We start from the raw sequence: 11,939 nt of genomic DNA, 5'->3' as shown, positions 1-11,939 counted from the left end.
GACGCGTGGCGTGCACACGCACACGAACGCGCGATTACCCCAAGAAAATAGTAATAGTTGGAGACAAAGAATGACAACCAGATCACCTTTAGCCTTGGCCCTTTGCCGCGGCGTAGTGGGCGCGCTTGCGTGGATCGCCATGTCCGTGCACGCACAGACATGGCCGGCCAAGTCAGTGAGGATCATCGTGCCCTATCCGCCGGGCGGCGCCGTGGATGCTGTCACCCGCAAGATGGCGCAGCGGCTTACGGAGCAGACCGGCCGGAGTTTCTTCGTCGAGAACAAGGCGGGCGCCACCGGCACCATTGGTATCTCGCAAGTGGTGCACGCCCCGGCCGATGGTTATACGCTGCTTGCCAACGACACCACGTTCTCGCTGCTGCCGCATATCTTCAAGAAGCTGCCGTTCGACCATGCGACGGACCTGCAACCGGTGGCGGCCTTCGTATTTGCTCCCATGGCTGTTGCGGTCAAAGCGGACAGCAAGTTCAAGACCATGGGCGATCTGGTGGCGGCCGCTCGCGCGGGCGACGGCAAGGTCAGCTATGGTTCCGGCGGCGCTGGCACCACGCCGCACTTCGCCAGCGAGGCACTGGGCATGGCGACGGGCGCTCACTTCATGCACGTGCCATTCAAGGGCGCGGGCGAGGCCACGCTGGCGCTGCTCGGCGGCACCATTGACTACCAGATTGCTTCTACGCCCGGGGTCATCGGGCAGGTCAAGGGCGGCAGCCTGCGGCTGCTGGCAGTAAGCGGCGACAAGCGTCTGCCCGCGTTGCCCAACGTGCCTACATTTGCCGAGGCGGGTGTCAAGGGCTATGGCGTGGTCAACTTCACCGGCCTCTGGGCGCCCCGCGGCACGCCGGCGGCGGTGACGGATCGCCTGCAAAAGGAAGTGGCCATTGCCATGGCGTCGCAGGACATGAAGACCTTTGCCGAAGGCATTGGCGCGGACCCGGGCTATTGGGATGCCGCGGCGTTCGCGCGGCAGCTTTCAGAACGCACGGCGTTCTGGGGCAAGATCGCTGCCAACACGGCGTTTGAAAAGCAATGAGCACCGGCAAGTACCGGCAACACAAGTCCGGCATGCAAGTCGTGCCAGCGCATGTGCGCCTGGTCCAGCGCGAGGTGGCAGGTTATAGCCAGATCGCCCTGGCGTTGGGTTTAACGGCTGATTGACGCAGTGCGGGCTACCGCGCCGCTAGCCAGCGGCAGATACTGACAACCCTTATCCATTCACTGCGCACAGCCAAATTGCCATGTTCCTGCTGAATACCCCGGAAGTCCGAGAGTTCGACGTGTTTACCAGCATGCCGGCGCGCTATCGCCAACGCAGGCGAACGGCCTGGGCGGATGCCAACCAGGGCGGACGCGAAATCGACTGCTTTCTGGAGGGGCCTGTATTTGACCGGGAGGGCAACCTCTATGTCGGCGATATACCCAATGGGCGCGTCTTGCGCATCGACCCGGCAGGCGAGTGGAACGTGGTGGCGCAGTGGGACGGCGAGCCCAACGGCATGAAGTTCCTCAACGCGAACGAACTGCTGGTAACGGACTACCGCCGTGGCCTGATGCTTGTCGATGTACGCGTCGGCAGTGCAAAGCCATACCTGGACCGCCGCCACACGGAGAGCTTCAAGGGAGTCAACGACCTTACGCTGGATTCGCAGGGCAACATCTATTTCACCGACCAGGGGCAGACCGGACTGCACGACCCGACCGGACGCGTCTACCGACTGACCGTGGCCGGGCGGCTGGAACTGCTGCTCTCCAATGTGCCCAGCCCGAACGGTATCGTGCTGTCACCCGATGAGAAATTCCTGTTCGTCGCGGTGACGCGGGCAAATTGCGTCTGGCGCATGCCCATCCTCGCCGATGGCGGCGTGTCCAAGACCGGGCAGTTTTTCACCTCCTATGGACCGAGTGGCCCTGACGGGTTGGCCATGGATGTATCGGGCCGGCTGCTGGTGGCGAACCCCGGACTGGCCTATGTGTGGGTGCTCAGCCATCGCGCTGAGCCGGTGCAGGTGCTGCGCGGCCCCGCCGGGCATTCGCTGACCAATCTCGCCTTTGGCGGCCCCGCCGGCAAGACGTTATTCGCGACAGACTCCACGGCGGGAGACATCCTGCGCATAGAGATGGATGTGGCCGGCATGCCGCTGTGGCGGCGAGACGGAGAGCCGACGTGACACAACGCTGGATGAGCCGCGCTGGCAAGAGGCAGGGCATCCCGATCGGAAAAATCGTCCAGGCACCGCGGTGTTTCGCGCGAGCCTGGTTCGGAGAACATTAGATGAGAGCCCTTGGCCAACCCTCCATTGCGAACGCTTGCGATTGCCATATGCACGTCTACGATAGCCGCTATCCGGCTGCAGGGACTGCAACGCTGCGACCACCAGATGCGCTCGTCCCGGACTACCGGGCGGTGCAGGGGGCGATGGGAACCACCCGAGCCGTAGTGGTCACGCCGTCGACCTATGGCACGGACAACAGGCCCACATTGGCAGCCCTGCGAGAGTTGGGCGTGGAGGCCCGTGGCGTCGCAGTGGTGGACACCTCCATTACCGAGAGGGAGCTCGAAAGCCTGCATGCATCCGGCATTCGAGGCATCAGGTTCAACCTCACGATGCCCGGCCCGGTAGACATGGAGATGCTTGCGCCGCTGGCTGCGCGTGTCGCGCCTCTGGGCTGGCATATTCAACTCAATGCGCCCGCCGCATGGTTGCCGCACATGCAACCACTGTTGAAGACCTTGCCCGCTCGCATCGTATTTGACCACTACGGGCACTTGCCATTCGGAGGGGCCGAGTTCGAACCTGGGTTCGAGGTAATTGCAAGCCTGTTGGGTGAGGGCAGGGCTTGGGTGAAGCTGTCTGGTCCTTACATTGAGTCCAGGGAAGGACCACCACTATACGGCGACGTCGCTTCGCTTGCGCGTCGCTATCTCGAATGCGCACCCGGCCAGATGGTCTGGGGATCGGACTGGCCACACCCAACAATCATTGCCAAGGGCCGCTCGTCACCAGATGACGGCGACCTGATGTCGCTCTTCCGGCAATGGTGCGGCGACGATGCACTGGCCAGGCAAGTTCTTGCCGATAACCCCCGAAGACTCTACGGCTTTGGCCCCTGATGCCGATGTCGGATAACAGCGATCCAAGGAGACCGTTCCAATGAAACTCAGGCAATTGTTTATCACGCTCTGCATTCCCCTGCTGGCGTGCGTCACGGCGAGTGTCTCGGCGCAGTCTGACTGGCCCAATCGGGTGATCACTTATGTCGTGCCGTATCCGGCCGGCGGCACCACCGACATCCTGGCGCGCCTGATCGCGCAGAAGCTTGGCCAGGCGCTGCACACCACCGTGGTGGTAGAGAACCGGCCCGGCGCCACTGGCGCCATCGGCTCAGCCTTCGTGGCACGCGCGCCGGCCGACGGTTACACGTTGCTGGGCGCGTCCACCGCGTCGCACGCAATCAACCCGGCGCTCAATCCGAAGTTGCCCTATGACGCCATCAAGTCCTTCGAGCCCGTGGTGATGATCGGCACTATCCCCAGCGTGCTGATCGTCGGCCCCAACAGCCCGTACCGCAACGTGCAGGCGCTGCTGGCTGCCGCCAAAGCAAAGCCCGGCGCCGTCACCTTTGCCTCGGGCGGCAGCGGCACCATCCTGCAGATGTCCGGCGAACTGCTCAAAGAGGAGCGCAAGGTTGACATGACCCACGTGCCCTACAAGGGAGACGTCCCCGCCATCCAGGATGTGATGGCCGGCCACGTGGACTTTATGTTTGCGCCCACCGCGCCCATCTTGCCGCATGTGCAGGGTGGCAAGCTGCGCGCGCTTGGCGTGGCTACCAAGGCGCGCGTGGCCAGCTTGCCGGCGGTGCCCACCATGGCCGAGGCGGGCGTGCCCGATTTCGAGGCCGAGCAGTGGCAGGCAGTGTTTGCTCCAGCCGGCACGCCGGCGACCATCGTGCAACGCCTGAACACCGAGATCAACCGTATCCTGAAGGATCCGGAAGTGGTGGCACACCTGGACAAGCTGGGCGTCAAGGTGGTCGGTGGCACCCCGCAGCAGTTGTCGGCCTTCCAGAAGGCCGACATCGCCAAGTGGGCGCGCGTGGGCAAGGCCGCAGGTGTGACGCTGGAGTAGGCAGGGTGCCCGCAGTTCCATCCCATGTCCCTGCCGTCTGGACGCGTCGCTGATCCTGGGCGGCACCGGCGGCAGGCGCCAACGGCGCTATGCAGTGCTCCGAGTCAGCAGGCAGCGGCCAAGCCGTGCCGCATTCCGAAGGCGACCGGCCACCGGTGCTAGCAGCGCCTGCCAACGCCTGCGATAGCCACATGCACGTGTACGACCCGCGCTTTCCCGCAGCGCCACACTCCACCGGATCCTGGTCGCTAACCCGGAAAAACTTTACCGATTTGCCTGACCCATGGGGACTTATTTTGCGTGTTGCTGTTGACGCCTTTCCGGCGCATTAGCTCGAAGCCGGCACGATCCGGAAAGTAGCCTGCCGTATCGTGCCCTTCCTGATGCCGCGCACCCCGATCAGCCGGCGGTGCCTGACACCCTGCGGATCTCCTCGGCCACGATCGCGATCAGCGCATCGGCTGCCGTGCTGAGCGGGCGCTGCGGATGGCTCACGCACACCAGGTGGCGCACGATGCGCGGCGCCAGGATGGGGTACATGCGCAGCCGGCCCTCGTCCACCGCGCGTTGCACCACGATGCGCGGCAGCACCGTGGCAAAACGCGTGGCCTCGACGAACTGGACGATGGTGCCGAGGATGTCGATCTCGAACTTCGGCTGCAGGGTCACGTCTTCCAGTTGCGTGGCCGCGTCCAGCACGCCGCGCAAGCCGTGGCGTTTGGTGGGCAGCACCAGTTCCAGCCCGGGCAGCTTGGTGAGTTCCACCGCCGCCGGCAGTTCCGGGCCATGCTCGGCGCTGGTGACCAGCACCATTTCCTCGTCATGCAGGGATTGCACATGGAGCGAGAGCTTGCCACGGGGCTTATGCACCACGGCCGCGTCGAGCTGGCCGGCGGAGACCAGGTCGATCAGCGTGGCGCTGAATCCGTCCGCCACCGATACCTCCACATTCGGGTAGCGCGCGTTGAAGCGCACCAGCGACCCCACCAGCACGCTTTCCGTTTCTGACGCCACCATGCCGATGGAGATGTTGCCGGCCACCTGCTCCTCGCGTTGCATCAGTTGCTGCCTGGCGTTGGCGAGGTCCCGCGTGATCGGCAGGCACAGCCGGTACATCATGCGGCCGGCCGCTGTCGGCACCATCCCGTGCGGGATGCGATCGAACAGCTTCTGTCCGAACTCCTCTTCCAGCTTGGCGATCTGCATGCTGAGCGCCGGCTGCACAATATTCAGCCGCTTGGCCGCGCGCGTGACGGAGCCATCTTCGAACAGCGCAATGAAGTACTGGATCTGTTTGATGTCCATGCCAAGTGATCGATTTGGTATCAAAAAATCTGTTAGCGTGAAGTGATCGTATCAGATTTTTTGCTGTTGCGTTGCCGGAACGCCTGGCCACTATCGGGGGAAAACCCTTATCCATGGCGCGTCAGCAGCCCCGATGTGCCAGCTAAAGTCCATCTGGAGTGACATCATCGGAACTGATAAGCATAATCAAAAAACAATATTAGAACTAATACCATAATCTCACTAAGCTCCTGTTCAACGTTGCATGTCCCCGGCGGATTCGCCTGTCGGGGCCGACGCGCAGAACGGAGTCAAGAATGAGACAGAACGATGCTGGCGGCATGACCGGCACGACACTGGAGACAGCGGTAGCGGGCGTTCGCCCCATGCCGCGTGGCATCTCCCCGTGCCGGCCCGCAATCCCCGCTAACCAGATGGACCGTGCCAGTCCCGCCACGCGGGAGGGCCGGTCATGAGCGACAAGCGCAGCTTGCCCGCCGCAGCGGCGGCCATCCACCTTGAATCCGCAGCGGCCGGCGCGGCCTCGCGCCAGCGTCATGTCGGGCGCTCGATGGAGCGGCTCGAGGACGCCGCGATCCTCACCGGCCGTGGCCGCTATGGCGACGACCTGGGCGTGAAGCCGGGCACCCTGCACGCGGCCATCGTGCGTTCCCCGCATGCGCATGCCGAACTTGGCACCATCGATGCCACTGCCGCGCTTGCCGCGCCGGGCGTGCATGCCGTGCTGACCGGCGCCGACCTGGTGGCCTGGTCGCGTCCCTTCGTGGTCGCCGTGAAGTCGCCAATGGAGCAATGGGCACTGGCCATGGACCGCGTGCGCTATGTGGGCGAGCCGGTGGCCGTGGTAATGGCCGAGAGCCGTGCCCTGGCCGAAGACGCGCTCGACCTGGTGCGGGTGAACTACCGCGTGTTGCCGCCGGTGGTATCGATCGAGGCCGCGCTGGCCGACGATGCGCCCATCCTGCATCCCGGCGTAGGCGCCAACGTGGTGAGCGACCGCCACTTCCGCTACGGCGAGCCCGAGGCCGCCTTTGCCGCCGCGCCGCACCGGGTCACGCTGACCGCGCACTATCCGCGCAACACCTGCACGCCGATCGAATGCGGCGTGGTGATTGCCGAGTTCCTGCCCGGTGACGAAGGCTACGACGTCACCTCCAATTTCATGGGGCCGTTCTCGCTGCATGCGGTGATGGCGATGGCGCTCAAGGTGCCGGCCAACCGGCTGCGCCACAAGGCCCCGCGCGATTCCGGCGGCAGCTTTGGCGTGAAGCAGGCGGTGTTTCCTTACGCGGTGCTGATGTGCCTGGCGTCCCGCAAGGCCGGCGCGCCGGTGAAGTGGGTGGAGGACCGCCTCGAACATCTCAGCGCGGCCACCTCCGCCACCGCGCGGCTGTCCACGCTGGAAGCCGCGGTGGAGTCAGACGGCCGCATCAAAGCGCTGGCCTATGACCAGATCGAAGACTGCGGCGGCTATCTGCGCGCGCCGGAGCCCGCTACCTTCTACCGCATGCACGGCTGCCTGACTGGCGCCTACGACATCCCCAACCTGCTGGTGCGCAACCGCGTGGTGATGACCAACAAGACGCCCACCGGCCTGGTGCGGGGCTTTGGCGGCCCGCAGGTGTATTTTGCGCTGGAGCGGCTGGTGCATCGCATCGCGACACAACTCGGGCTCGATCCACTCGATGTGTATCGCCGCAACTTTGTCGCCGCCGATGCCTTTCCCTATCGCGCCGCGGCGGGCGCGTTGCTGGACTCCGGCAACTACCAGCTGGCGCTGGCGCGCGCGCTGGAAGAAGGCGGCTACTACGAGCTGACGTGCCGCCGCGATGTCGCACGCGCCGAGGGCCGGCTCTACGGCATCGGCTTTGCCGCCATCGTCGAGCCGTCGGTTTCGAACATGGGCTATATCACCACTGCCATGCCCGCCGAGGCGCGCAAGAAAGCGGGGCCGAAGAACGGCGCCATCGCCAGCGCCACGGTCAGCGTCGACCTGCTCGGCGGCGTGGTGGTCACCATTGCCTCGACGCCGGCCGGGCAGGGCCATATGACAGTGTGCGCGCAGGTGGTGGCCGATGTGCTCGGCGTGAATCCGGCCGACGTGGTCGTGAACGTCGAGTTCGATACGCACAAGGATGCATGGTCGGTCGCCGCCGGCAACTACTCCAGCCGTTTCGCCGGCGCCGTGGCCGGCACCGTGCACCTGGCCGCCGAGCGGGTGCGCGACAAGTTGGCGCGCATCGTGGCGCCGCAGTTCGGCTGCACGCCCGCCGAGGTGGTGTTCGAAGACGGCCGCATTGCCCGCAAAGGCGCGCCCGAGTCCGGCCTGCCCTTCACGCGCGTGGCGAGCAATGCGCCGCACTGGTCACCCCAGCAGTTGCCTGCCGGAGAGGAGCCGGGCCTGCGCGAGACGGTGTTCTGGTCGCCGCCCAACCTGGAAGCGCCGGATGAGAACGACCGCATCAACACCTCGGCCGCCTACGGCTTTGCCTTCGATATGTGCGGCGTGGAGATCGACCGCGCCACGGGGCGCGTGCGCATCGACCGCTACGTGACCGCGCACGACGCCGGCACGCTGCTCAATCCGGCGCTGGCCGATGGCCAGATCCGCGGCGCCTTCGCCCAAGGGCTGGGCGCGGCGCTGATGGAGGAGTTTCGCTATGGCGCCGACGGCAGCTTCCAGTCCGGCACGCTGGCCGACTACCTGATGCCGACCACCTGCGAGGTGCCGGACCCGGTGATCGTGCACCTGGAGACGCCCAGCCCCTTCACGCCGCTCGGCGCCAAGGGCCTGGGCGAGGGCAACAACATGAGCACGCCTCCCTGCATCGCCAACGCGGTGGCCGACGCGCTCGGCGAGCAGGACATCCGCTTGCCGCTGACCCCGGCCAAGGTGATGGCCATGGTGGGCTTCGACGATCCGCCGCCGTCGCGCCCCGAGCTGCTCGAAGCGATGCGCGAGGCCGCCGTGCCCGCGGCCCGCAAGGGCAGCGGCAAGGCGCTCACCGCGCGCGGCTCGGTGGATCTGGATGCCACGCCCGAAGCCATCTTCGCCGTGCTGGTGGACCCGCAGGCGCTGGCCAAGGTAGTGCCAGGCTGCCACGCGCTGGAGCGCACCGCCGAGAACCACTACCGCGCCGATGTGACGGTGGGGGTTGGCATGATCAAGGCCCGCTTCGAGGCGGAGATCGCACTGTCGGACCTCGATCCCCCGCGCCGGCTGCGGCTGGCAGGCGCAGGCATGTCCTCGCTGGGCAGTGCGCGCGGCGCCGGGCTGGTGGAGTTGGTCCCGCATGGCAGCGGCACGCGCCTGAGTTACGACTACGAGGCCGAGGTATCCGGCAAGGTCGCTGCCGTGGGCGGCCGCATGCTGGAGGGCGCCGCCAAGGTGGTGCTGCGCCAGTTGTTTGAATCGCTCGGCCGCCAGGCCGCCGGCAAGCCGGTACGGCCGCAAGGCTGGCTTGCCCGACTGCTGGCCCGCTTGGGAGTACGCCGATGAAACCGTCTGCTTTCGATTACCTGCGCGCCGAGACCACGCAGCACGCGCTCGAGGCGCTGGCCCGTGGCGGCGAGGGCGCGCGCGTGCTGGCCGGCGGCCAGTCGCTGATGGCGGTGCTCAATATGCGCCTGGCGCAGCCGCAACTGCTGATCGATATCTCGCGCACCGCCGAGCTGGACACGGTGCGGGTGGAAGACGCTCACCTGGTGGTGGGTGCCGCGGCCACGCAGGGCAGCGTCGAATGGCGCCGCTCGCTGGCCGACGAGGTGCCGCTGCTGGCCATGGCCTTTCCGCATATCTCGCATTTCCAGATCCGGAATCGCGGCACCGTGTGCGGCTCGGTCGCCCATGCCGACCCGAGCGCGGAATTGCCCCTGGTGCTGACCGCGCTGGGCGGCGAGGTGGTGCTGCGTTCAGCCCGCCGCCGCCACGTGCTGCCTGCGGCCAGCTTCTTCCAGGGCATGTTGATGACGGCGCGCGAGCCCGATGAGCTGGTGGAGGCGGTGCGCTTTCCGCTGCGGCGCCCCGGGGCGCGCTACGGCTTTGCCGAATTCTCCGCGCGCCACGGCGATTTTGCGCTGGTGGCCTGCGCGGCCACCGTGACCGATGACGCCATCGCGCTGGCGGTTGGCGGCGTGGCGGACAGGCCGGTGCTGGAAACCTGGCCGCGCCTGCAGGGCAAGGACCTGGAGCAGGCCATCAACGATTTCAGTTGGAAACTGGGCGCGCAGGACGACGCCCATATCAGCGCGCAGTACCGCCGGCACCTGGTGCGGCAACTGAGCATGCGTGTGATCGAGGAGGCAAAATGAGCAAAACCAACAAGGGCGCCGTTTCCGGCAAGCCCGCCGAGGTAATGCAGCGCCAGGAGCAACGCCGCATCACCCTGACCCTGAACGGCCGCGAGCGCAGCGGCCATTGCGAGCCGCGCGAGCTGCTGTCGGATTTCCTGCGCCACGAGCTCGGCGCCACCGGCACCCATGTGGGTTGCGAGCACGGCGTCTGCGGCGCATGCACGGTACGCGTTGACGGCGTTGCCGCGCGCTCGTGCCTGATGCTGGCGGTACAGGCCGAGCACCGGGCCATCGATACCGTCGAAGGGCTGGCGCCGGCCGAGGGACTGGGCGACCTGCAAGAAGCCTTCCGCCGCCACCACGCGCTGCAGTGCGGCTTCTGCACCGCAGGCATCCTGATGTCGTGCGCGGACTACCTGGAGCGCGTGCCGGAACCCAGCGAGGCGCAGGTGCGCGACATGCTGTCCGGCCACCTGTGCCGCTGTACGGGCTATACGCCAATCGTGGCGGCCGTGCTCGACGTAGCGGCCGGCCGTGCCCGCGCGCGCGCTGCCGCCATCGGCGTAGCCAGCCAGGAGGCCTGCGATGCTTGATCTAGGCCGCACCTTCCTGCAAAGCGTGGAGCGCAGCCCGCACACGCCCGCCATTGTCGACGGCGACCTGATGCTCACCTATGCGCAATGGTACGAGCGCATCCGGTGCGTGGCGTCCGGCCTGCGCGAGATCGGCCTGGCGCCGGGCGATCGCCTGCTGGTCGTGTTGCAAAACCGCTGGGAAATGGCCACGCTGCACTGGGCCTGCCAGTTCGCCGGCATCGTGATGGTGCCGCTGAACTGGCGCGCCAAGCCGGAGGAGCTCGATTACTGTGTGCAGGATGCCGGCGTCAAGGCGCTGGTGTTCGAGCCGGTCAGCGCCGATGCGGTGCTGGGCAGCCCCGCGGCGCAGGCCGTGCCCTGCATTGCGCTGGACTGCGCGGCTGGCGGCTCGATGTCCTTCGCTTCGCTGCTGGACAGCGCCGCGCTGCATGGCGGCCCGGTGGCAGAAGCGGGCGATGTCTCGCTGATGCTCTACACCTCGGGCACCACCGGCAAGCCCAAGGGCGTGCCGCGCCGCCACCAGCACGAGCGCGCCGCGGCGCTGGCGCACGTGGCGCAGAACCTGTATCGCCATGGTGAGCGCACCCTTGGGGTGATGCCGCTCTACCACACCATGGGCGTGCGCTCGCTGCTGGCAATGGCGCTGGTGGATGGCCTGTTCGTCTGCGTGCGGCGCTGGAACGCCGGACAGGCGCTCAAGGAGATCGCCACCCACCGAATCAGCTGCCTGTACCTGGTGCCGACGCTGTATCACGACCTGCTGGCCGATCCCGGGTTCGATGCTTGCATCGTGCGCAGTGTGACCAAGCTCGGCTTTGCCGGCGCCTCGATGAGCGACGGCCTGCTGCGCCGCCTTGCGCTGGCCTTCGAGCCGGAGCTGTTCGTGAACCACTACGGCTCGTCGGAGGTGTACACCTTCAGCGTGGACCAGCGCGCCACCCGCAAGCCCGGCAGCGCCGGGCGCGCCGGCATCAACACGCGCCTGCGCGTGGTGCGCCTGGATGCCCGCTCACCCGACGATCTGGCGGCTACCGGCGAGGAAGGCCAGATCATCGCCGACCTGCGCGGCGACGAGGCCTTCGAGGGCTACTGGAACCGCGACGACGCCAACGCCAAATCGCTGCGCGATGGCTGGTACTTCACTGGCGACACCGGCTACTTCGATGCCGAGGGCGACCTCTTCGTCAGCGGCCGGGTGGACGACATGATCATCAGCGGCGGCGAGAACATCTCCCCGGTCGATATCGAATCGGTGCTGTCGCTGCATCCGGCGGTAGATGAGGTGGCGGTGGCCGGCGTGCCGGATCCGCGCTGGGGCCAGAAGGTGGTGGCTTTCGTCAAGCCGCGCGGCAACATCGACGCGCAAGCCCTGGATACCTACTGCCGCGGCTCCGACCTGGTCAATTTCAAGCGCCCGCGCGACTACGTCTTCGTGGAGGAGATTCCCAAGTCGCCGGTTGGCAAGATCCTGCGCCGCAAGTTGTCCGCCGGCGAATACGCGCTGGCACCGCATTCCATGAGCCCCGACCCTAATCCCAACCCCAACCCCAACCAGGCTGCGGACGCCGCGCCTGTCGATACCATCAAGGAGTAA

General features: G+C 66.5%; 10 protein-coding genes. 9 read left to right on the top strand and 1 reads right to left on the bottom strand.

The features are described from left to right. The first annotated feature begins 70 nt into the window (after nucleotides 1–70). The 5 genes from A9975_RS04725 (at nucleotide 71) to A9975_RS04710 (ending at nucleotide 4,151) form a co-directional block, all read left to right on the top strand. Complete coding sequence (locus A9975_RS04725; RefSeq protein WP_183031603.1) at nucleotides 71–1,054, top strand: tripartite tricarboxylate transporter substrate binding protein; 984 nt, start codon at nucleotides 71–73, stop codon at nucleotides 1,052–1,054. After that, nucleotides 1,051–1,179: a hypothetical protein gene (locus tag A9975_RS37950; protein ID WP_255503057.1), complete on the top strand. Its 129-nt coding sequence runs from the start codon at nucleotides 1,051–1,053 to the stop codon at nucleotides 1,177–1,179. The genes A9975_RS04725 and A9975_RS37950 overlap by 4 nt, the downstream gene beginning before the upstream one ends. Nucleotides 1,180–1,259: 80 nt before the next feature. Continuing rightward, nucleotides 1,260–2,189, top strand: coding sequence for an SMP-30/gluconolactonase/LRE family protein (locus A9975_RS04720; RefSeq protein ID WP_183031602.1), 930 nt, complete (start codon nucleotides 1,260–1,262; stop codon nucleotides 2,187–2,189). A 152-nt stretch (nucleotides 2,190–2,341) separates the two neighbouring features. Further along, entirely contained in the window at nucleotides 2,342–3,133 is a 792-nt protein-coding gene (locus A9975_RS04715) for an amidohydrolase (RefSeq protein WP_183031601.1), read from the top strand. 40 nt (nucleotides 3,134–3,173) lie between these two features. Beyond that, nucleotides 3,174–4,151: a tripartite tricarboxylate transporter substrate binding protein gene (locus A9975_RS04710; RefSeq protein WP_183031600.1), complete on the top strand. Its 978-nt coding sequence runs from the start codon at nucleotides 3,174–3,176 to the stop codon at nucleotides 4,149–4,151. Nucleotides 4,152–4,550: 399 nt separating this feature from the next. Here the strand turns inward: A9975_RS04710 and A9975_RS04705 are convergent, their stop codons facing one another. After that, nucleotides 4,551–5,456 (bottom strand): LysR family transcriptional regulator, encoded by a 906-nt coding sequence (locus A9975_RS04705; RefSeq protein WP_183031599.1) that lies wholly within the window; start codon nucleotides 5,454–5,456, stop codon nucleotides 4,551–4,553. Nucleotides 5,457–5,907: 451 nt separating this feature from the next. On the opposite strand from A9975_RS04705, the gene A9975_RS04700 reads away from it, so the two are divergent. Genes A9975_RS04700 through A9975_RS04685 form a run of 4 tightly spaced genes read left to right on the top strand, consistent with a single transcriptional unit; the run spans nucleotide 5,908 to nucleotide 11,939 of the window. Then, entirely contained in the window at nucleotides 5,908–8,955 is a 3,048-nt protein-coding gene (locus tag A9975_RS04700) for a molybdopterin cofactor-binding domain-containing protein (protein WP_255503056.1), read from the top strand. Further along, the gene (locus A9975_RS04695; RefSeq protein ID WP_183031598.1) at nucleotides 8,952–9,767 is read left to right on the top strand and encodes a xanthine dehydrogenase family protein subunit M; all 816 of its coding nucleotides are present in this window, start codon (nucleotides 8,952–8,954) and stop codon (nucleotides 9,765–9,767) included. The genes A9975_RS04700 and A9975_RS04695 overlap by 4 nt, the downstream gene beginning before the upstream one ends. Continuing rightward, the gene (locus tag A9975_RS04690; protein WP_183031597.1) at nucleotides 9,764–10,342 is read left to right on the top strand and encodes a (2Fe-2S)-binding protein; all 579 of its coding nucleotides are present in this window, start codon (nucleotides 9,764–9,766) and stop codon (nucleotides 10,340–10,342) included. The genes A9975_RS04695 and A9975_RS04690 overlap by 4 nt, the downstream gene beginning before the upstream one ends. Further along, entirely contained in the window at nucleotides 10,335–11,939 is a 1,605-nt protein-coding gene (locus A9975_RS04685) for an AMP-binding protein (protein WP_183031596.1), read from the top strand. The genes A9975_RS04690 and A9975_RS04685 overlap by 8 nt, the downstream gene beginning before the upstream one ends.

The organism is Cupriavidus sp. UME77 (assembly GCF_014170355.1).
Lineage (GTDB): Bacteria > Pseudomonadota > Gammaproteobacteria > Burkholderiales > Burkholderiaceae > Cupriavidus > Cupriavidus basilensis.
This window is presented reverse-complemented; position numbering and strand designations above follow the sequence as displayed.

What these genes read in the sequence shown, in the direction of transcription:
- A9975_RS04710 (WP_183031600.1), top strand. Translation starts at nt 3,174, where the DNA reads ATGAAACTCAGGCAATTGTTTATCACGCTCTGCATTCCCCTGCTGGCG.
- A9975_RS04685 (WP_183031596.1), top strand. Translation starts at nt 10,335, where the DNA reads ATGCTTGATCTAGGCCGCACCTTCCTGCAAAGCGTGGAGCGCAGCCCG.
- A9975_RS04705 (WP_183031599.1), bottom strand. Translation starts at nt 5,456, where the DNA reads ATGGACATCAAACAGATCCAGTACTTCATTGCGCTGTTCGAAGATGGC.
- A9975_RS04690 (WP_183031597.1), top strand. Translation starts at nt 9,764, where the DNA reads ATGAGCAAAACCAACAAGGGCGCCGTTTCCGGCAAGCCCGCCGAGGTA.
- A9975_RS04715 (WP_183031601.1), top strand. Translation starts at nt 2,342, where the DNA reads ATGCACGTCTACGATAGCCGCTATCCGGCTGCAGGGACTGCAACGCTG.
- A9975_RS04725 (WP_183031603.1), top strand. Translation starts at nt 71, where the DNA reads ATGACAACCAGATCACCTTTAGCCTTGGCCCTTTGCCGCGGCGTAGTG.
- A9975_RS04700 (WP_255503056.1), top strand. Translation starts at nt 5,908, where the DNA reads ATGAGCGACAAGCGCAGCTTGCCCGCCGCAGCGGCGGCCATCCACCTT.
- A9975_RS37950 (WP_255503057.1), top strand. Translation starts at nt 1,051, where the DNA reads ATGAGCACCGGCAAGTACCGGCAACACAAGTCCGGCATGCAAGTCGTG.
- A9975_RS04720 (WP_183031602.1), top strand. Translation starts at nt 1,260, where the DNA reads ATGTTCCTGCTGAATACCCCGGAAGTCCGAGAGTTCGACGTGTTTACC.
- A9975_RS04695 (WP_183031598.1), top strand. Translation starts at nt 8,952, where the DNA reads ATGAAACCGTCTGCTTTCGATTACCTGCGCGCCGAGACCACGCAGCAC.